This is a genomic window from Dysgonomonas sp. BGC7, from assembly GCF_001261735.1.
Classification (GTDB): Bacteria; Bacteroidota; Bacteroidia; order Bacteroidales; family Dysgonomonadaceae; genus Dysgonomonas.
In genome coordinates this window covers 47,096-70,282 of sequence record NZ_CVRP01000009.1, presented here as the reverse complement: position 1 = coordinate 70,282, position 23,187 = coordinate 47,096, and the positions used below count along the sequence as shown (strand labels likewise).

The window sequence follows — 23,187 nt, the reverse complement described above, 5'->3', positions numbered from 1 at the left end:
TATTACCAAAGTGGATTTTGTTTAAACTTTGTCATCAAGTCCATATCTCGTTGTGGTATCGGATACAATTCATGTTTTCCTTTTGTTGTATAGCCCGGAGTTGCGACAGCATAGTTAGGAGAATCGGCAGATTCCCACCATGTAGCTAGTTCTACTGCTGTTGATTTTACTGTTTCATAATAAACACCCCAACGGATAAGGTCTAGCCTTCTATGTCCTTCGAAAGCAAGTTCAAAAGCACGTTCTTTATGCACAGCATTACGGAAATCACTTTCCGACAACCCACTTGGCAAATCGGATAAACTGCTAGCTGTACCAACAGGTAATCCATAACCACGGCGACGCACCATGTTTATAGCTGTATAAGCATCTGTAGTAGGTCCTTTTTTCCATTCATTCAGGGCTTCAGCATATATTAATAATACATCAGAGTAACGAAGAACATACCAATTCACATTGGATTTATCATTATTTACAAGCTTATTGCTCTGAGGTACATATTTTTCTGTATCCCATTTTCCGGGAGTATAATTTTGTTTTTCTTTTTGCTTTTTCACAGGATCTGTATCATTAGCTTCTGCAACAGCTTCTGTGTCGCTGGCTCCTCTCACCCAAAGTACCTTATCCGGGTTGTATCGGTAATTTGCTACGGAAATATCCCTACGAAGGTCTTGAGGATAATTACGCCAATCAAGAACAAAAGTGTGTACTACTTTTACATTTCCGGCATTGGCTCCACGCTGACCGGCAATCGCTGTAGCTTTTACTCCATTCCATTTACCTATTCTTCCTACAGGATCGGCAGCCGCTCCTGTAGTAGTAGGAGAGTAGAACGAAACCTCAATAAGACTTTCTTTTGGATTCCATAAGCCTGCACCTGAGTTTTTCCATAAATCCTCATAATTGTCCAGTAAGCCATGTTTGCCTGACTCTATTAGTATTTGTGCTGTTTTAGCAGCCTTTTCCCATTTACTATCATCTTTAACAGGGTATCCTGCCCATGTTGCATACACCTTTGCCAACAGACCCAGAGCAGAGCCCTTAGAGAGACGAAAATCACCACTCTTCCGAGATGAGTCATCTGATGCATAAGGCAGTCCATTAGCAGCAGCAAGCAGATCTGCTTCGATAAACTCATATACTTTAGCAGGATTCTCTTGCACAAACGTAGACGGATGTTGATTAGACATAGCCGTGTTAGTCATCAGAGCAATATTTCCGTATCTGCGAACAAGTTCGAAATAATATAATGCACGCAATCCTCTGGCCTCTGCAATGTAGATATTGGCAAGCTCCTTATCCGCATCAGAATAATTTACCATCTTGCGCTGAATTGTTTCCAAGAAGTCATTTGCATTATAGATAGAGTTATAGAGCATTGCCCATGTATTCTGCACTTCAGCCTGATTTGCCGAAAACGAGTTAGTAGGAATTATACGAAAGTTTTCATTTGTACTTCCTTCTACCTGAGATATATCTGTACCCATTGTAAACAATATAGACATATGATATCCATACATGGCATCAGTCACCATATTCCGATAGACTCCCAACAAAACTATCTCCGCCTCAGCGGCATTAACCATATATTTGTCTTTGTCTACCTCCGTATTCGATTCTTCATCCAGAAAGTCGGAACATGCCATACTGCTAAGTATCAACATTGCCGGAATGAGTATATAATAAATTATTTTTTTCATCTTGTAAGTCGTTTATTTAAAATTGAACTTCTAAACCGAAAGTGAATATTCTACTCTTAGGATAAGCACCCCAATCGAGCCCCGGTGTCATCGGATTGTTTCCGGCAGTACTTACCTCCGGATCGTATCCGCTATAGCCTGATATTACAAAGAGATTTTGTCCTGATGCATATGCACGTAGTTTGGAGATATATGCCTTTTTAGTCCACTTAGCTGGGAAAGTATAACCAAGTGTAACATTTTTCAATCGAATGAACGAACCGTTCTCTACAAAGCGAGAATATACGTCATTGGTTACATACCCATTAGTAGAAGGAACTTTATTGGACGCATTAGTTGGAGTCCAACGGTCTGCAACCTCAGCCAACATATTTGTACGTCCTCTACGAGTTTGTGTAGCATATAGTCTTGTGGCATTATATATATCATTTCCATAATTGAACTGGAACATAATATTCAGGTCTATTCCTTTATAGGCAAATGTATTTGTTATACCTCCGTACCATTTAGGAATAGCATTACCAATCGCAGTACGGTCATTAGTGGTTATTATACCATCTCCGTCCTGATCTTTATACTTAACCATACCCGGTGCTAATCCTGTAAGACGACGATTGTCTGTTACTCCATCTTTAAGAACTAAACGTCCATCAGGGGTAGTATTAAAGTCTGAAGATTGATAAATTCCATCAAATTCGTAACCGTAAATAAGCCCCAGAGAAGAACCGACCATAGCTATATAATCATTTTCAGTAAAATTACCATCGAAGCCCGAACGGCTATACATTGCATCTACTCCCGATTGAAGTGATCTCAGTTCATTTCGTATAAATGATATATTAAAGTTTGTCTCCCATTGAAAGTTTTTGTTTTCGATATTCTTAGTATTAAGTCCTAACTCAATACCTTTATTACGAATTTTACCTATATTCTGCCATTGGGAAGAAAAACCTGTAACATGAGCAAGAGACTGTGCCAATAATAGGTCTTTTGTATCTTTCATAAAAACGTCCGCAGTCAGATTCACTCTACTATTGAAGAAGCCCAAGTCGATTCCCATATTAATAGTAGATGAACCTTCCCATTTCAGGTTCTCATTTCTCAGTTGCTTAGGAGTAAGAACTGTATTAGTAGTACTTCCTATACCATATTTACTTATCTCATAAAGGTCCAAAGACAGATAATTGGATATACGGTCATTACCAACAACACCCCATCCTAATCTGAATTTGAGATTAGAAATAGCCTTTATATCTTTCATAAATGCTTCTTCCGACACACGCCATGCAGCAGAGAACGAAGGGAAATATCCCCATTTGTTCTTCTTTGCAAACACACTGGATGCATCGGCACGCATAGTCGCTGTAAAAAGATACCTGTTATCATAATTATAGTTAGCACGAGTGAAGAAAGACACCATCGTTTTATCGAAAAGGTCTGTTTCCACTTTACTAGGAGTAGCTCCTATACCAAGATTATCATTTCCCAGATTGTCGAAAGGAAAATCCATCGCTTGTCCTAACAAAGACTCAGTTCCATTGTAAGAAACCTCATGTCCCAGCATAACATCGTAAGAATGCTTTTTCCCAATCTTTTGTTTCCATGTCAGATTATTATAATTAGTCCATCTTACATTACGTAACATTTGGGTTTGTCCGTAAGGCTTCTGACCATTACGATAAGCTTCTTTAGATCCATTTTTGTAGAACAGATCATTGCGAGTATTGGTCGTATTGTATGTTCCGGCTGTTCTAAAAGATAAACCTTTTCTTATTTCCCAGTTTAGGGACATGTTCGCAGACCAAAGCTCTGCTCTCTTTTTGTTTGTAACCGACTGTGTCTGTACTACAGGGTTAACTTGAGCTAAGCTGGAACCGTCTTCCAACATTTCAGGGTCTATAGCAGAAGAAAGAAGAGCCTCATCACTTAATTTCAGTCCTCCTGTAGGACGTGCGCTAAGTATCTGAGCCAACATATTGAAGCGTCCGGCATCGGCTGTTGTACCTACTCCTTCTCTATTTGTCATGGCATAGTTGACTGTAACATCAAATTTCAATGATTTTGTTAGAGTCTGGTTCAATTTAAATTTAGCAGAAGTTTTGTCGAAACCACTATTATTGAAAATACCATTCTCTGTATATCTTGAGATAGACAGATTGTATTTTGTGTCCTGCGTTCCTCCAAACATAGATAGATTGTGATCTTGTGACCATGTAGGACGAAACGTTTCATTTTGCCAGTTTACTCCTCCTACTCCAATATAATCTTCAGCAGACTGATAAATATATGGAAGCCCATTGTCATCTACACCTTCTTTATAATATGTATCGGCATACTTACTATTTACTTCTGTCTGTAACTTAACGAACTCATAAGGACTCAACATATCCAATTTCTTAGATATTCTTCTGTAGCTAGCCGATCCGTTATAAACTATCACCGGACGTCCTTCTTTCCCTGATTTAGTTGTTACTAATACAACACCATTAGCAGCACGGGCTCCATATATAGCCGAAGCCGAAGCATCTTTTAGAATCTCTATCGATTCAATATCTGAATTGGCTAAATAATCGAGACTAGCTACTTCAAATCCGTCAACAATATATAGAGGAGAGGCATCTCCTGTAAGAGTACCAATTCCACGTATATTTACGTTAAAACCCGAACCCGGAGTTCCATCAAACTGAGTTATCTGAACTCCGGCAACCTGTCCTCCTAAGGCTCCTAACACAGAACTGGTTTTAAAACCTTCTATATTTTCGGAACTGATAGATGTAACTGACCCTGTAAGGTCGCTACGTTTCATAGATCCATAGCCTACAACAACTACTTCATCCAGAGAAGATGCTTTCGGTTCAAGTTTTACTACGACAGAATTCTGTCCGGCAACTTTCATATCTTTAGGCACATAGCCAACATAGCTGATGCGCAAAGTCTCACCTTTAGTTGTTTTTATGGAAAATTCGCCATTCATATCGGCAGAAACTCCAATTGTTTTTCCGACTACCGATATAGTAGCCCCAATGAGAGGTGTATCCGTTTCGTCAATCACCTTTCCTTTTATCGTAAGTTGTTGTGCATACAAACCAACCGACATAATAAGCGTCAGGATAGTAAGTGCAGCCTTACGAAAATTCTTTTCTTTTATAATTCTATATATCATTTGTTTATCGCTTATTAAAAGTTCGTATCAAACCATAAAACAATAGGAAACATCTGACCTCCGCTTGCAGGGTCTTTTCCATTAGTCTCAAATGTTATTTGTCCAACCATAGCTCCGTTTGCAGGCTCTCCATCATATATCCATTTATTCGGATTAACTACAACTTCGTAAGCATTCGGGTCAACATAAGCAAGCGCGCTGTTTATTAGGGCAGGATTAGCATAATATGAAAGAGGATTTCTCGAACCATAGTTTGGCGTTGTACCAGTACTCTCCGCATAACTATTCCAAAGATTCCTCATAAAAGATCCTGCGGCATTAGGCTGTCCGTCAGCATGTGTACCAAAGAAATTATAATAATTAAATGTCCGGCGATAGTCGAAAGTAAACTTCGTCATGTCATTTACCCCTGTAATAACAGGTTTGACAGATCGGCCTCCCTTATTTGAATTTACCTGAAACACAAATGGAGAATATTCTACAACTACTTGTTCCGAAGAATTGCTTGGAGATGCAACAGCATCTGAATAATGAAAGAACACAGGAGTTTGTATAGAGAATTCAGAAGGTGTTCCCTTTCCTGCTGTAGCAGTTACCATTACTATTGCACACTGCTTTTTAGCAAGACCGGCAAGTGTTATTTTTCCGGTAGACGGATCAATAAAAGTTCCATTAGACTGATGGATAGATCTAATCTCATAAGTGAGGCTTACTTTTGCGTCTGTTGTAGGAGTTGGGTTTACACTAGATAAAGAACCTCCTACAGCAATCCTGAACTGATTTGCATAATTAGTTTCGGGAGTCAATCCTAGATTGTTTCCATAACGTACATATGTAAAATAATTAGGATTCTCTCCGACAATCAAAGTGAATGTTACTATAGATGGCAGGTTAGGATCGCTCTTAGGATTTGTAGCTTTTACTTTTACCGAATAACTACCTAAAGGAATTTTATTTCCCTTCAATGCAGAAATTTTTCCTTCATGGTCTATAGATAAATTACCCTGCAAAGCTGAAGGCAGATCTACAAATTCGAAACGGACTTCATCTCCCTTAAATCCGGCATCGGGATTTACCTCGAAAGCAACGGCCTGTATAGCATTAACATTTGAATAAGCAAAATTCTGTATTGGTTCTATAAATTCAACAACTTCGAGCTCGAAAACACCATTAAAGTCTACACCTTCTGCTGAAAATTCATTCTTTACATTTACATCAATAACATACTTCTGTCCTGCCTTAAGGCCATGATTCTCTTTCACAGACAAAACCCCGGTCTGAGGATCTATTTCTATTTTTGCGGTAGCAGTAGTCTTCTTTATAGAATATACAAGACCTTCTAACGAACCTTTAAGAACCGGAGCATTACTTGTAAAAGTTGTGCTTCCGCTCAATGCAGATTCTTCTTCAATCTTACCTGTAGCAGGTGTATAGGTAAGAGCTAAAGGACGCGATGTTATATTTACTTCAAGAGCATTTTCAAAAATACCTTCATCTTCGCCCGAAGCTCCGGTTGTAAGCTTTAAGGATAGCATATACTTCCCCGGAAGTAAATTGACATCTCCACGAACAATAGATATCACACCGGAAGAAGATATAGCAAAAAACTTAGAAAAATCACTCTTTGCAATTTCATATTTTCTGATAGAAACATGATTACCATCAGTAACTACTTGTGCAGTGGGTAACTCAACCACACTTGCAGGATCAATAACGTCTCCATAATCAGCTTTCAACAAGTTAGGCTCTACCGAAATACCATCAGGTACAGGCTTCATCATGTTCACTTCAACTATATCCTTAAACTCATATCTTTTCCCGTTAGAAAAACATTTAACAGACAGTTTGTAATGACCAACAGGTATACCTGTAGTTTGAGCAATGGTTATACTTCCGGTCTCTTCATCTATAATGAAACTGTTACCTGAATATGATTCACCATTGAGAGTAGTGCCTACAATTTCGAATCCATAAGGCTTTCCTCCTATATATGAAGGGGAGCTAACTACACCGGTCATTGACGGTCCAATATCCGTCATACCTGTATAATAAATTGCAAAGTTTGTTTCGTCAGTAGTCTCAGTGTCTTCGCAAGCCGTGAATGACAGCAATGACAGTAATACTATTGACAAAAGAAACAATAATTTTGATTTGATGTTAATTTGGTTCATATTACACAAATATTTAATATAAGATGTTATAAATCACAGTTTAATTCATATTTCTTTCCATTGATAACAACCTCTGCAGCTATACTGTTTTCTTGAAATTCCTGTTTCTTGAAAGCAGCGCTAACCTGAACAGAAGCTGCATCTGCGGCAGGATAGATCACAGTTATATATCTGGCAGTCTGCCCTGTAGCCTTTGTCATATTCACAGAATAAGATTTTCGTGCAGATTCTACACCTGGAGTATAAGACACTTTGCCGCTAAATGGTATTGTAGATAATGCACCATTTCCGAATGTGCGCACAATTATATTATTTCCATCAGGGAAAGCTGTAGAAGCCCCGTTTTGAGAGTCATCCACAACAACTTCATTATTACTACCTTCACATAAGTTGTAATTGAGGTTTACCATACCGTTTGCAGTACCTATCCCCTCATCTACTAATACAAAAAATGATTTATCGACAAAGAATACATAGCGTCTGTGTCTGAGATTGCTATATCCTTGATTTTCGGTCACAACAACATCCGTATTACCCCCTGTCGTTACTTTAAGAGTCTTACCATATGCGTTCGTTATATTCTTAGAATCCAGAGTCATTGTATTATGTACCTTTGTTTGGCGATACCAGTCTCTATTGGTATTGTCTCCACCTTGTGTATAATAAGAGAAGACTCCGGTATCAGGAAAGAAATTCCTTCCGTTATGATACAGTTCGAATGTTCCATTATCCGGTTGCTTATGACTCCATATCTTTATTGGTTCATCTGTATAATTATTACTAAGCATCATCATTGTCGATGTTTTATCCCATCCGTTTCTCAGAGCATAATAACCTGATGTAGAGAATGCTTTAACAGATATTTCGGGGCGTGTTCCCTGCTTGCCTTGTGTAGCCATATACAATAGCTCCTTACTATCCGGAAACATTTCATTATATCGCCCGAAATTGCGACTAAGAACAGATCGCGTCCACGAAGACTGTCTGGTATCATTAAAACCGGGAACACAGTAACCTCCGGATTTAGAATCGAAGAAGTTCGGGAAAGTAAAGTGCATCACAATTTCCGCAGCTTTGCGTAGAGAAGAACTAAAGTCGGTAGGTAAATTAGCAGTTAAAGAACTGTTTGCGTCTGCCAGTTTCATTGTCTCATAATAGTCTGCAATTGCACTTATATGGTAGCTCAGATCTAATTCGTAATGCATACCATCATTCAAGAACTGACTATTTACTTCCTGAGCTAGAGTCTGATAACCTGTATTCATCCATTCTTTGGCATTCTTAAACTCCGGAAATAACACTCCGGCAAAAGCCAGAGCATTAGCCTGAGATACAAGAATGTTTCCTCCTGTATATGGATATTTAACTAAAAAGTCTGCATGATCGGCAAAGTGGCTCATAAAGTCAGAGAACCATTCCGGTGTAAAATTTACCGAGTTCTTATAATAATCAAACAATTGAACTTGTCCCAGAATACGCTCCGCCACTTGTAGTTGCCACCATGTTGTATTATTTGTTCCCGACTCGGGCATAGGATTATTTTCCCACCAGTCTTTGTAAGTAGCAATCCAAGATTTAATATATTTCTCATCGTTGGTGATTCTATATACCTTTGCCTGAGAAACTAGCCATTGGTGTCTATGAAGCTGTTTTTGATATTCATCATCAGCTCCCGATGGTTTGAAAGACCAGTCGATCTTTCCATCTTTTGTCAAGGAGTAAGGTTTTTTTGTTGCGGCATCTTCATAATAGTTATTCACAAAGAAGCGATTATTGTCTAACGCATAATCAGCTTTCGACTTGTCGTCTGCGGTAGCCACAATATTAATAAGAGAGATATTAGGATTAACTACGTCTGTACGAAGTTTGTAATAATCCAATAATGTTTTTGCTGCATCGTAATGCAGCCCTGCTTCATATTGTTCTTTTACCCTTTCTAAGCCCGGATAGTCTAAATTGATTGCTTCAAAAAGTTTCTCATTTATAACACTATTCGGCTTTGTCGGACCAGTCCCTCCGCTTCCGGTAGGGTCTATAATATCCGAAGGGTCGTCTGAACAACTAACGAATAAAAAAAAGACGGATAAAATACAAAAGAAATGTTTCATGTTTTTTACAATTAGATTAAAGAACAACTTTGTAAGATCAAAAGTATTATCTTTAACACAAGAGGAAGCTCAAATTCATCCAGACTTATATTGAATTTGCGTATCAACTATCAATTTTATTTAATATAATATCACTTTTATACAATGAAGTCTATTATGTCTAATTTAAACAACATAGACTAAAGACTTTAGCATGCTGATATGTAAAGTATATGACAATCTAAATAAATTTGGCAGAAGTAAATATCTGAAGATATGAAACTATAATATATAACAAGTCCTGTTAAGGGATAGGATAACAAACTGGAATATAACTAAAGACTAAATAGTACCTTCCAAAGTTTGCTTTATAACTTTCTCCATTTTCTCCACAGCATTGTCCCATTTGAACCGCTGTACATATTTATTCCCATTAGAAGCTAATTTTATACGATACAAATTATCATTTATCAGCCTCAAAATACTATTGGCCATTTGCTGCGAATTCCGAACTTCTACAAGCAAAGCTGTCTCTCCTTCAAAAGCATATTCTTTATGCCCTTCTATATCTGTACAAACTAGTGCACATCCACAAAACATAGATTCGACAGAAACCAGCCCAAAGCCCTCGGTGAAACTATTGGATATAAAGATTGCGTTACGGTTATATAAATCGTTCAGTTTTTCTGGATCCCGATAATATTTGATCCAATAAGGAAGATCTTCAGGACATGGCGAAATTCCAAAAAACTCTACCTCTAACTGGGGAATTTGTTCTCGGACTAATTCTAGTGCCTTCAATCCATATTTCGATCCTTTTATCTCCTGAATAGAATACATCATAGCCACTGTGTAGGGATTTCTATCTTCAATATTGTTTTTTACTTTATATACTGAGTTATCTATTCCACTTTCAATCATCTCAATATGATTACTTGTGTGCTGAACAACTATTTTTGAGAGATAAGATGCTACAACAATATCTACTGTATCTTTCATGTTATATGAGGCATATAGTAGATCTTCATGACCTTCCCAGTTTTCAAATCCCTGTATCAGATTGATTTTATTCCCTTTGCTACTACTTAGCTTCCCCATTTCCAGAACAGTAGACCACCATGTAGCAATTACGACATCTGCATCTTGTACATATTTGTCCTTAATCTGAGGAACATATGACATAGTAATAGCAGCCAAAAAGTCGAACCATTTATCCCTGGAAAACCCTTCTATTTTGGCTAGCAGAGATCTTATCAGATATGGCAGACGATATTTCATATAAGGAGTTTTTAACGGAAAAGTCAGATGAACCTCGTACCCTTTTTGCGATAAGCGATTTGCATATTCATACATAACCCTAAAGCCTCCGGCGGGTCTCCGAGGCTTGAAAGGGAGTATAAAATTTATTCTGATTCTTTCGCTAGTCTGCATTATTATATCTATAAAAGAATGCTATTAGAGAACAAAGATATATAGTAGATCGAAAAAGAACAAGTGTAGGAAGGCTTTTATCAACTGTTCTAAGCTGCCCCTATATATTTGTTAGTTGCGATAATCAGAGAAAGATTTACTCTGTATACTTTTAGTAAAATATGGTTTCAATAATAGACCTTATGCAGAATCTCTCATTTATAAATAAGCTTGTATTAAAACCAAAACTCCAGCCAATAGGTACATTATTATTTTACAGCTTAATTTTAAATTAAAGAATTTAAAATCAGAATCTTCCTGTTTTTAAGTTAAATTTCATTTATTTTTTTAATTATAGAATATAGTTGTTACATTTGCAGAACAGAACGAAGCAAGACAAAGCGATAATATTGGGAGGTGTAATATGAATCTTAAGCAAAAAACTACATTTTTTGAGTATATTTTTCATTCTAATAATTTGGGAGTTATCTCTATTTTCTTAGAGAGAGAGAGAGAGAGAGAGAGAGAGAGAGAGAGAGAGAGAGAGAGCATAGCATTTTTTTTCTCTTTTCCAATATTTCAATATACCAAATATTCTTAAAGGAGATCGAATATTTAATATTTGCAAAAAATGCCCTCAAAACAATTGCAAATATTATTCACTTAAATTTCAATAATTCTTACAACTTATTTAATGTTAGATATGGTACACACTATACCTATAGGCGTACATAATTAATTTTTAAAACAATGTCTCAAAAAGTATGAATACAAACAAATTTATTGTCTTTACTATTTGTCTTTTTTGGTTCATTTTTTATTTACCAATTGTGAAATTAGTAAATAAATATTTGAGACATTGTTTTTAACCATAAAAAATAAGACTACTACAAACTAAACTTTAATTACAATGAGAAAATTAATTCTATTATTTCTATTTGCTGCTATTTTCGCAGCTAAATCAGAGGCCCAAGTCACTATTGGCTCAAGCAATAGCCCCCATAGCGATGCGCTTCTTGATCTTAAAGAAGAGGCCAACGGTTCATCTAGAAAAGGCCTCTTATTTCCTCGTGTAGCTTTGGTATCTACAGACAAACCTGATCCAATGATAAATCATGTAGAAGGTATGATTGTATACAATACTGCAACAACAGCTTATGATCCTTTGATTGACATGAACATTCGTGTTTCTCCCGGATTATATTATAATGATGGTACCAAATGGGAACGTCTCTATATGGGATATACCAATTGGTTTTACATGCCATCTGTTTCTATTCCTACAGGATCTGTTTCCACAGATTGGGAATATATTAATCTGTACGAAAGATATAAAGCTCAGTTTACCGGAGAAGATCCCACTACCTTTAAAGCAAGCAATCAGGCTCCTTCGATAGTTCCTTATATACCACAAGCCGCAGATTTATATTATTATATAACCTACTACTCAAAAGATGTATTCGAAATAGATGAAATTTCGAATACTGGTGTTATGAAATATAAAGTAATAGGTGCTGCTACAGACTGCTCATATATCAATGTTGTATTTGTATTAAGATAAGGAAATAAGCAGAATACTTATATTACAGATTAACAAAATACAAGAAGATTATTTGTCTTAGAATAATCAGTAGTACAACTTTAATAACAAAGCAATGAAGATATATAACAAAAGCTTTATACTTTATTATTTGGTCATAATATCTTTTTTGATGTTTTCCAATTCTAAATTAAAAGCACAAACACCAGGAGGTACAAACCTTAATGTCGAGTTATGGTTATCAGCCGACAAAGTACAAGGTTCCGCCCTGCCTGCTAATGGAGCAGATATTGCTACTTGGCTCGACAGATCTTCTAACGGAAGGAATTTTAAACAAAATGCTCAGACTAATGCCGATTACAACACTCTGCCTCGATTCAAATACGGAGGTATGAACTATTATCCATCTATTGAATTTTATAGTTCAACAGAATCTGCTCGAAGAAACGAATCTAGAAAATTGATTTCCGAATCAAATTTTCCGGCAAGCAGAGCGGATGGAAAAGCATATTACACATTCTGGATCAGCAAATTAGCCACAGGCAGCTCGGGCTATTCTACAGTTTTCTCTTTCAATCAAAGCACAGGAGACAATCAGGGGTGGAGCGGAACAAATCAGATCTGGCACGAAACCAGAACAACAAACTATGTTCATCAAGGTATTGGTAAAAATTACGGCTTAGGGATCTCTTACAGGCAAAATGGAGGTGCTGCCGCCACAAGAACACAAGCACAATATCACGATGGTATAGCCAGAACGACAGCAATAGCAGCAAACTATTTGGGAGCACAAGGAAATGCTCAGGCTGTAATAGGTAATTCTACTCTAACATCTACAGAGCCTTTCTTTGGTGAAGTGCAGGAAATAATAGTTCTTTCTGCTTCAGGAAACTCTGCTATTGATCTCACAGAGTTAAACAAGGTTCAATCATACTTGGCCATAAAATACGGAATAACCATTGGCAGCACATTCAATTATACCAGTTCTGACGGAAATATTATATGGAACAAAACTGTAACTCCATCATTTAACAATGACATTTTAGGCATCGGGAGAGATGATGCTACAGGGTTGTACCAAAAGCAATCGGTGAGTGCCGATAATAGTCAACTTATAATGTTTGTGGGAGATCAATTGGCTAACTTGAATGCAAATAACACAAGCAATTTATTAAATGATAAAGATTTTCTGCTTCTAGGATCTAATTTAAGTAAGCAGTTTATTCCTTATAAATATGAGCCGGGAGAACCATTCCTAGGGGGGGACCTTCCGGGAAACCTACTAGACAAAGAGATAAATCAAAGAAAAGGATTGACCTACAAGGCTCAGACAGGAGTTTCGAGAACAAATTTCACTAATGTAAAATTAGTAGTAGATGCGATGTACGTATTGGTTTGCGGAGATACTAATTTTTCTCCTTCAAATACAAGGATTTACACTGTAGATCCAACCACACATATTGCGTCTATCGAGGTCAACAATGGAGAATATATTAGTTTCGCCTTTTTTGAAGGTGTTCCGGGTGGATTTAAATCTAATCTGGAATTATGGCTTTCTTCTGATTTCTTAAATGGAAAATCCGCTAGCTTACCCGCTAATGAGAATAATATAACCAGTTGGACAGACTTATCGGGCAATGATCGAAACTTTATACAGAGCGGAACAGTTTCTGTTCCTAAGATAAGCTACGAAGGTCTGAATTTCAATCCTGCTGTAGATTTCTATCAGGATTTATCATCCACAAGCACCAGTGATGATGAGCCCGATCTGGTAACAGCAGACAGACAAAGAAAGCTGATATCCGAAAGTAATTTTACTGTAGACGCATCTAAATCTTATTATACATTTTGGGTTTCGGAGGTTGATCCCGAAATAGCTGGGGCAGGCAGTAACAGCTTACCAAGTAATGGTACAGACCTTAGAGGTGTAGTCTTTACTCTTAATGGAAATGCAGCCGGATCGAATAACCATGGATGGAATCTTACACGTGCTACAGGAAACTCTCCGGTAGTAGCAATGGAGACTTCGACTGCGACAACTTATACAAAGCACTCCGCAGAAGGAATGAAAGCTGCAATTGGCTCTATTATCAGACCCAACAATACATCTGTAATGCAGGAGCAATATATGAATGGGATTAAGAATACTATTGCCGCCCGAGCTATGACCAACGGCTCATTTCCGGCAGTAATAGGTAATTCAAGATCTACAACTTATTCCGACAGTCCATTTTTTGGGCATGTGCAAGAGATTATAGTATATAGTGGAGCTCAAGGGGCAACTATGCAAAGTGAAGATATCCAAAAAATACATACATATCTGGCAGTAAAATATGGTATTTCTTTAGATGGACAAGACTATATAACATCGAAAGGAATAAAGGTATGGAATGGTACAGATAGTAAGAACGATGGTTACAAAAACCACATATTTGGTCTGGGACGGGACAACCCATCGGCTCTCTACGTAAAGCAATCTACAAGTAGCAGCTCACCTGTATTTACAGCCTATGTAGGAGATAATCTGACTGAATTAAATATTGATAATACTGGTACAATCTCAGACGATACATATATCATGTTCGGGTCGAATGGCTTAAGTGGATTAACAGATTATCGTTATAAAGCCGAGGACAATCCTATATTTTTAGAAGGAACCCTAGATGAAGATGTCAATTTTAGAGATAAAAATGTATGGAAAGTGCAATTAACAAATACATCAACTTTTACCCTAAACATAAATGCACCCGGAAAATATGTATTGATCTCTGATAATGACCCGACCTTTCAACCGACAAATACAAGAATCTATAAAATAGACCCCAAAGAAGGCAATATTCAGCTAACTCTCAAAGATGGACAGTATATAAGTTTTGCCTATTTTGCAAAAGGGCCGGGAGGAGTTATTGACGGATTGAGAATGTGGCTTGATGCGGGAGATAAGGATTTTATAAATATCAATAATGGAAATGTAGCTGCATGGAAAGATAAAAGCCAGATTAGTAATACTCAATATTCATTTCAGGCGGTAAATACAGAAAATAAGATACCAGGATATGACACGGCTTCTGTACATACAAACTTCTATCCTGCGGTAGATTACCGTGTACAAGGAGAATATTTGTCAACAAACAAAGGGCCTGCATCTGTTAACTCACCTATGGGTTATACTGTATTTCACGTTATATTCAATGACTTTATCAAAGCCAACAGGTCTTATTTCATGTCCTTTGGCTCCAAGATATCAGGCAGTTCGGCACGTCGTCCGGTATTTGGCATGAGAGGATATGACAATGGTGTACGTGGACGCTTATGGGAAACCGGAGGAGCCGGCTCTGTTCAGGGAGCGTTACCTTTGTTCAAACCCGGTGCCACTTCCATTAATATTCAGGCTGTAAATCGAACAACAAAACAAATTCGCTTCGAATCTAACGGTCTTAGCGAGACCCTCGTAGACAATGCAATAGGTAATGGTTCTAGAATGTCCGGAGTAGGAGTATTAGGAGGAGGTTCCGGTGCTAGTTACCAAATGCAGGGAGTTATGGCACAATCCATTTTCTACGAGAAAGTATTGACAGACACAGAAAAGGATAAAATTTATTCTTATCTGGCATTGAAGTATGCAGTAACCCTTAGAATGCCTACTGTATATAATTATAAATTCTCTGATGGCTCCTCTCTTTGGAATGGAAATATAGCCCCATATAGTAGTTATCACAATAATGTAGCAGCATTGGTTAATGATGAAACTTCAGATCTATATAACAATGTCGCTCGTTCTACAGACGAAGGAACTATTATAACTATGATGCTACGCAATCACAAAGAAGGTACTACAGGACAGGGAGATAAATCTCTATTACCGGAAGACCTGAGTGCATTAATATGGGGAAATAACGGAAACAATAATATATATAGTTTCACTGATGCCGAAAAAGAAGTTCTATGTGGCTCTGTCGATTCAAAAACAGACAAGATATGGATGGTCAAAAAGACCAACAATCTGGACAAAGTAGATGTATCTATTCGTATTCGACAAGGTGATTTTGGATATTATGTATCTCCGGGATATCAGATAATATTATTAGTAGCCGATGATCCAAGCAAACTGACAAGCAACAACTGGGACTTAGCAATTCCATCATCATATCTAAAAGATGAACAACAGCAATCTATAAATTTCACATTCTCGTCAGAGTTCACTTACTTTTCTTTGGGAGTAAAAGCCCTTCCGGGAGCTTGTGAAGCATGCGATTTTGAAGGAACTAAAAAAATATCATTTACCACACAGACATGGAATCCTCGTGGTATGAAAGAAAAACTATTTGATCTTGGAGATGACGGAAGTGGTAATAATACTAATTTTACTGTAAATGTAAAAACAGATGTAAACCCTTCTATTACATGGTATAGCAGATATCCAAGAAATTCATCTCAGTATTCTTTGCGATTGTCACGAAGAAGAGATGCTTTGGCAGAACAAATTACAGAAATAACTCCGAATGTTGCAGCAGCTTCTAAATTCCAGATTTTCAATCTAGACAGAGAAGGACGCAGATACAAACAAATTGAGGTTTATGGGTTATGTGAATCAGGAGTAGTAATGCCAAAATTGACAGAAGCATCCAACAGAAGTTCATTCTCAATTTCAGGCAATGTAGCTCAGGCAAAAAGAACACCTACTTCTTCTTATACTAACAACAGAGGTAAGCTGAATGTAGCATTCGATTTTCCTGTAGAAAAAATAGTTATAAAAGAGAAAGCCATTGGAGCTACAACAGGATCTCAGACCATAGGTATCAGTCCTTTTGAGTTTTCATGTCCCGCTCCTATTCCTCCCTACAATGAAGCAGGAATAGCATTCTCCAAACAAGCTACAGACACGGTTGTGTACTGCGGACCAGCTCCTGTTGTAGATTATGTATTTCGCATATATAGTGCAAACTGTGACCGAAAAGGAGTAGCAATCTCAGATACACTACCAGAGTATTTATATTGGGATCCGGAACTCGTTGCCCTCTCAGATATAGCCAAAGGAGATGCTAACTTTAGTTTGACAGTCTCAGACTATCTCGTAGCCGGAGATAAAAGAATTCTTCAGATTGACAATATGACTGTACCCGGAAGTTCCGAACCATTTATATTTACTGCTCAGGCTAAATTCATTGATGATGAAATAATTGTCGATAAGTCGTATGAAAATCAGGCATGGTTAAGGACTTCAATTATACAAAACAATATACCTGTTGAGATAGATCCTTTACCTAGTGCCGACTTTTATAGAGGTGACGGATTTAAATCTTTGACTTATGTAAAAGATGGAGGAGCAAGACTGAAAGCAGTAACGATTAAAATAGAGAAGAGTAGCGATTGTTATGGGCCATCAAATGAAATTCTTGTTACTTTAAAAGTCAATAATCCGAATCCGGATAACGTAACGGATATGATATTGGATATCGACTATAACGAAGAATTTGAATATATAAACAACAGCCTTTCTTCAAGTATATCGGGAATTGGTAACAATCCTAGTTTCGAAACAGATGGAGGCACAAGGTTACCGGGATTATTCTATATAGAAGGGTTTACGTTACCGGGAGGAAGCGAGTCTACGATAAGCTTCAAGATAAAAGCCCCTCTAAAAAGCGGGCTGATTGGAGAAACAGATGAAAATGGAAATGCTATAGACTGGGATGGAAATATTCTAACACCTCCTTTCGACCCGGAAGAGCAAGCTATAGTTGATTTAACCATCGGATACACATTCGATACGGATATGAATGACTTCTGTATATCATCATCTCTTATCAATGCTAACGGAGATATTATATTACCATTCTGTCGATCTAAAGACTGTATTATAACAAACCGAATGTTGCAGAACCGAATAAGATAAGTTAAGAAATATACTTTTAAGTAAAAGGAGGTGCTTTTTGGCATCTCCTTTTATATTTTCACCACCATAAAAATATTAAGATATCTGTCGGTTTGGCATATTTATCTTATTGGTATGGTCTTTGTTTTAGAACGGGTATGAATGATAAAATTAAAGTATTAGAAAACGATAGGAATCAGCATACTGATGATTTCTATCTGAGATTTAAGCAAAGACTGGAAGAAACACATTCGTTTCCTTCAGACTATATGTTTAAATATATTGTTCCGGCAGAACAGAGTATAATTGCTAAATTACATTCTATATTTAGCAGTGCAAATCCAAGTATTTCCAGCCGCGACAGCAAGAATGGAAAATATACGAGCGTAACAGTAAAAGTTCCGGTAAATGATGCTGATGATATTGTAATCTACTATCGGCAAGCAGCAGCTATCGAAGGAATTGTAATGCTATAAGGTACTATTGTAGAAAATTGTATCTTTTCTAATAATTATAGAAATTAAATAAAGGGGTTGATTGTATCATCATCAATCAACTCTTTTTATTACATTTCTTGCTAACTCTATCTTATACTTTTTACCCTTCATCTTTTCATCTTTTATATTACCGAGAAGGTTTTTCACAACAGATGAGCGAACAGCCACAAAAGAGATAAAATCCTTGACTTCGATTAGCCCTAAATCAAATTTATCGAGTTTTCCTTTTTGCAAAAAGAAACCAACAATATCACTCTTATTCAATTTATTTTTCTTACCTCCGCTTACATATATTGTCTGATATTCGGGACGATTGGGTAATGGCTTTCCTATTGGAACCCGTAAAATATCTAAACCATCTGTAATGTAATCCGGTGCTTTTTCTTCTTTGAATTGTATAATATACGCTGTTCCTGAAGCATGCATACGGGCGGTACGCCCATTACGATGAGTAAATTCACTCTCTTTAGCAGGAAGATGATAATGTATCACATGATTCATTTCAGGAATATCCAAACCTCTTGCCGCCAAATCTGTTGTTACTAAATAGTTTAAACTACCATTTCTAAACTGAACAAGAACCCTTTCTCTGTCATCCTGATCCATGCCTCCATGATAGTAGCCTGTTTGTATTCCTTTCTTATTCAGCAAATCACTGATTCTTTCAGTAACCTCTCTGTGATTACAGAAAATAAGAGCCGGTTCAGAATTTAAAGAGCATATAAGAAAAAATAAAGATTCAATTTTATCTTTTTCGGGAGATAAAACGAGCTTAACAGCAAGAGTGTCATTTCTTTCTTCTTCGATATAATCAAGCGTCACCGGCGATTTCAATTTCACAAAATCAGGTATTTCTACATCGGACGTAGCCGAAAGCAGAACTCTTTTCTGCAAGTTTGGTAATTGACCGATGATAGTATTCATTTCATCCTGGAAGCCCAACTGTAAGGATTTATCAAATTCATCTAACACCAATGTTTTAATGGCACTTGTATCAAATGATTTCCTCTCCAGATGATCGGTCAGTCGTCCGGGCGTTCCGATAAGCAAAGCAGGAGGATTACTTAAATTTTTAAGTTCGGTCTCAATAGCATGCCCGCCATAGCAAACATTTACTTTGAATCCGGTTCCCATCTTTTTCCAAACCTGCTCTATCTGAAGAGCGAGTTCTCTCGATGGCACAACTATCAGACATTGCACTTTTGTTATATTATTATCCAATAGTTGAAGAATAGGAAGAAGAAAAGCAAGTGTCTTCCCTGAACCTGTCGGAGATAATAATAATACATTTTGTTCTTTTGTTATAGCATCCTGAGCCGCTATTTGCATCTCATTCAGGCTATCAATAGCAAGATTCGATAATATTTTTGTTTGTTGGCTTTCTGTTCTCATTTTGCAAAGGTAAGACATTATAGCTCACGGTTTTTCTTTTCCCATATTTTTACAACAATTAAATATCTATATCCGCAAGATATGCAAAGACAGATATTTAGATATACTGTATATTTGTAAATTTGTATTATTATGGATTATAAGGATTTAAGCAAACAGGAATATACAGCTCGCATCAATAGGGTAATGGATTATATCGGTCAGAATCTGGATAAGACTATTGATTTATCTATGATGGCCGATATTGCCTCATTCTCACCATATCACTTTCACAGAATCTTTACATTCATTACAGGTGAGACGCCTAACAATTTTGTATCACGTATCAAGTTGGAAAGGGCAGCTGTATTATTACAGGACAGACCAAAAACATCTATTAGTGAGATTGCCTTCCAATGCGGCTTTATCAACATCTCATCATTCAGCAGAGCATTCAAATCATTCTTTGGAGTAAGTGCAAAAGAATTTCGTCAATTAAGTAAAGCCATATACATCAAAAATGGAATAAGATACAGCAAGAATTGCAAACCGATTAGCAAAATCGGTAAAAATGTACAACACATAAATGATCAAATTTGCAGTGTCGAACTAAATGAAATAATAATTATGGACACAAAAATTGAAATCAAACAAATGCCTGAATTAAAACTTATCTATTGTCGCCATATGGGTGCATTCAATATGATAGGGCAGGCTTACGAAAAACTATTTAGATGGGCTGCACCGAGAGGCCTTGTAACCTCTACTACCAAGACAGTAACTGTCTATCATGACGACCCGGCAATCACAGGAGTTGAGAAGGTACGTCAGGATGCCAGTCTCACGGTAGAAGAAGATGTAAAAGTAGAAGGAGAGATTGGCAAATCAACCATTCCCGCCGGGAAGTATGCTGTCGGACATTTCGAAATAAAAGAAACCGAATTTGAACAAGCATGGAATACTATGTGTCTATGGTTGACCGAAAGCGGTTATCAACCTGGAGATGGCTCCACTTACGAATTGTATCACAACGACTACAACGAGCATCCTGAACACAGATTCATTGTAGATATATGTATTCCGGTAAAGCCGTTGTAAGAGGTAAATAAAAAAGCTGAATAGCATAAGGTTATTCAGCTTTTTATTTATAGAGATATCTCATAAATTCTCGAATGTTCCTCCCAAGGATGATAACCGTCTCCAATATACGACCACCCGTATTTTTCGTAATATCCAATATGGTTTGTACATAAATACAGCTTTTAAATCCTGCATCCGTTGCATCTTCTTTTGCTTTCTCGACAAGCAACTGAGCATACGAATTTCCTCTGAATTGCTCATCAATAAAAAGTGCAGCCAGCCAAGGATACAAATCCATTCGACTGATGAAATCATTTGTTATCAGCCCTGCACAACCAATAAATTGACCATCAGCTTCCAAAACATACCATTGCGGAAGAGGGCTTGTAGCGTCAATACAATGCTCAAGACAGTCTCTATATATTTCAGGAGAGACCTGAGACCAGCTTTTTTGCAAGAAAGCAATGATTTGGTCTTTATATTCAGGTTGTTCTCGTACAGATATTATTTTCATTTCAAAGATAATAATTATAGAAAAAAAGAGAGTTATTCAATTCCTACCCACCACTTAGAAAAAACTTGTGTGTTATCTTTTAGGTTCACTACTTCTCCAATCATTGGAGTAATTGTCTGCTGATTCTTCTCTTCTGCTATTCGGGTAACTTCTATCAAAGGTTCATCCCACGGATGATTAGCCAATTTGAACTTAGAAGAATGCACAGGCAGCAATATTTTCGCATTTAAGTCTTTAACAGCTTGTACTACCTGATCAGGCATCATGTGTATAAACTTCCACCCCGACCCATATTGTCCATTTTCAAGAATTGCCAGATCTATCTCATCAAATTGTGTGCCTATTCGCTCAAAATGCGTATCATATCCACTATCTCCTCCAATATATATTTTCATAGAAGGCGCTTGTAATAAGAATGATGCCCACAAAGATTGATTTGGAGATAACCCTCTTCCCGAAAAGTGGCGCGAAGGCAAACAATAAACCATAAAGTTATCTTCTAACGCAGCATTTTCCTCCCAATCCAACTCTATAATTTTACTTTTATCGAAGCCCCATTTCTCGAAATGCTCACCAACTCCAAGACCACAGACTATTTTACCAACCTTGTCTTTCAACGCCATCACACTTCCGTAATCAAGATGATCCCAATGATCGTGAGAAATGAAAAGATAATCTACATCAGGAATATCTGATGTCTTATACAGATCACTACCCTTGAAAGGCTTATTTACAAACGAAACAGGCGAAGCAGCTCCATCAAGTACAGGGTCTACCAATATTCGTTTACCATCTATCTGTATAAAGTATGATGAATGTCCAAACCAAACAAGCATATCCTGCTTGCGATCAAGGCTTAATAAATCTGTTTTTACAGAAGGAATTTCTCCTATCGGCGTCACTCGCTTATAATCTCCAAAGAGGAAATCATACATCATACCCATCATTCCTTTGTCTCCTGTGAGCTGAGGAGTTTCACTCAGGTTCTGAAACTTTCCATCACGATAATTAGGTGAATTCTGTACTCTTTCTTTTCGCTCTCCGGTAGGTGTACTACCAAAGTTAGCCTGATTCAGAAATACAATTATAGCAATAGCAAGTATACCCAGAATAGATAGTGTAATTATCATTGTCGTCTTCAGTTTCTTTTTTATTTTAGATGTCATATAGATCTTTTAGAGTACTAAAACAAAATCTATGCCAAGAAAATACTCAATATTTAAACATAATTTATCAACACATCATACATTAGGAATAAAGCTATTAAAACATAGTTTTATTTCAAAAACAAAAAAACAAGTCCCTTAAATCTTAAAACACGATAAAGCTAGTCTAAGTTAATAATAAAACATCTTACTTATCACTATAACATATATTTCCAAAATAGCTCCAACTATCAAACATATGCAATACAACTATATTTATTTAGACATTTTGCTATAAAAAATACACAAAAAACTATTAAGTAAGTTTTTTTTATTAATTTCGCAGCAATATATCTCACACCCTATTCATATAGGGAAACACTATATAAAAAAGACAATATAACATATCTGATTATCAGACGTATGAGAAAAAGGAAATCTTATTGCCCACAGCTACATTCAGTCAAGCTTGGAACAACTATTCAAACAACATGAAGATGCATATAAATTACGCTTCATATAGTCCTTCTATAAGGATCGTATTCTCCAAATAATAGCAAAATTCATCCTCCATATATTAATAATATGGGGTAACAGTTAATGAAATAACATCAATGTTTGGGAAGTAGAAAAC

At 36.9% G+C, this 23,187-nt stretch carries 11 protein-coding genes and 1 pseudogene; 4 read left to right on the top strand and 8 right to left on the bottom strand.

From position 1 onward, the window contains the following. Positions 1–2 precede the first annotated feature (2 nt). From BGC7_RS08895 to BGC7_RS08875, 5 genes are all read right to left on the bottom strand, one after another. Positions 3–1,700 carry a RagB/SusD family nutrient uptake outer membrane protein gene (locus BGC7_RS08895; protein WP_050701232.1) on the bottom strand — a complete coding sequence of 566 codons (1,698 nt, stop codon included), beginning with the start codon at positions 1,698–1,700 and terminating at the stop codon, positions 3–5. Positions 1,701–1,716: 16 nt separating this feature from the next. Continuing rightward, positions 1,717–4,863, bottom strand: a complete 3,147-nt coding sequence (locus BGC7_RS08890; RefSeq protein ID WP_242034329.1) for a SusC/RagA family TonB-linked outer membrane protein — start codon at positions 4,861–4,863, stop codon at positions 1,717–1,719. A gap of 14 nt (positions 4,864–4,877) precedes the next feature. Further along, entirely contained in the window at positions 4,878–7,034 is a 2,157-nt protein-coding gene (locus tag BGC7_RS08885) for a surface glycan-binding family protein (protein ID WP_050701231.1), read from the bottom strand. A gap of 26 nt (positions 7,035–7,060) precedes the next feature. Continuing rightward, the gene (hepC, locus tag BGC7_RS08880) at positions 7,061–9,142 is read right to left on the bottom strand and encodes a heparin-sulfate lyase HepC (RefSeq protein ID WP_050701230.1); all 2,082 of its coding nucleotides are present in this window, start codon (positions 9,140–9,142) and stop codon (positions 7,061–7,063) included. 321 nt (positions 9,143–9,463) lie between these two features. Continuing rightward, positions 9,464–10,399, bottom strand: coding sequence for a glycosyltransferase family 4 protein (locus BGC7_RS08875; RefSeq protein ID WP_242034330.1), 936 nt, complete (start codon positions 10,397–10,399; stop codon positions 9,464–9,466). A 1,042-nt stretch (positions 10,400–11,441) separates the two neighbouring features. On the opposite strand from BGC7_RS08875, the gene BGC7_RS08870 reads away from it, so the two are divergent. The 3 genes from BGC7_RS08870 to BGC7_RS08860 all read left to right on the top strand — a co-directional run bounded on the left by BGC7_RS08870 (position 11,442) and on the right by BGC7_RS08860 (position 18,422). Next, positions 11,442–12,092, top strand: a complete 651-nt coding sequence (locus BGC7_RS08870) for a hypothetical protein (protein WP_050701228.1) — start codon at positions 11,442–11,444, stop codon at positions 12,090–12,092. A gap of 151 nt (positions 12,093–12,243) precedes the next feature. Continuing rightward, on the top strand, positions 12,244–17,967 hold the full coding sequence (locus BGC7_RS08865; RefSeq protein WP_050701227.1) for a DUF8202 domain-containing protein: 5,724 nt from the start codon (positions 12,244–12,246) through the stop codon (positions 17,965–17,967). Positions 17,968–18,104: 137 nt separating this feature from the next. Beyond that, on the top strand, positions 18,105–18,422 hold the full coding sequence (locus tag BGC7_RS08860) for a DUF493 domain-containing protein (RefSeq protein ID WP_050701226.1): 318 nt from the start codon (positions 18,105–18,107) through the stop codon (positions 18,420–18,422). A 72-nt stretch (positions 18,423–18,494) separates the two neighbouring features. Here BGC7_RS08860 and BGC7_RS08855 read toward each other — a convergent pair whose 3' ends face one another. Beyond that, positions 18,495–19,835 carry a DEAD/DEAH box helicase gene (locus BGC7_RS08855; RefSeq protein ID WP_050701225.1) on the bottom strand — a complete coding sequence of 447 codons (1,341 nt, stop codon included), beginning with the start codon at positions 19,833–19,835 and terminating at the stop codon, positions 18,495–18,497. Positions 19,836–19,967: 132 nt separating this feature from the next. Here BGC7_RS08855 and BGC7_RS08850 point away from each other — a divergent pair, with 132 nt between their 5' ends. Next, positions 19,968–20,912, top strand: coding sequence for an AraC family transcriptional regulator (locus tag BGC7_RS08850; RefSeq protein WP_050701224.1), 945 nt, complete (start codon positions 19,968–19,970; stop codon positions 20,910–20,912). A 47-nt stretch (positions 20,913–20,959) separates the two neighbouring features. On the opposite strand, the pseudogene BGC7_RS08845 reads toward BGC7_RS08850, so the two are convergent. Together BGC7_RS08845 and BGC7_RS08840 are read right to left on the bottom strand one after the other, a co-directional pair. Then, a pseudogene (locus tag BGC7_RS08845) lies at positions 20,960–21,408 on the bottom strand (GNAT family N-acetyltransferase). Positions 21,409–21,440: 32 nt separating this feature from the next. Continuing rightward, positions 21,441–22,574, bottom strand: a complete 1,134-nt coding sequence (locus tag BGC7_RS08840) for an MBL fold metallo-hydrolase (RefSeq protein WP_242034331.1) — start codon at positions 22,572–22,574, stop codon at positions 21,441–21,443. Positions 22,575–23,187 lie beyond the last annotated feature (613 nt).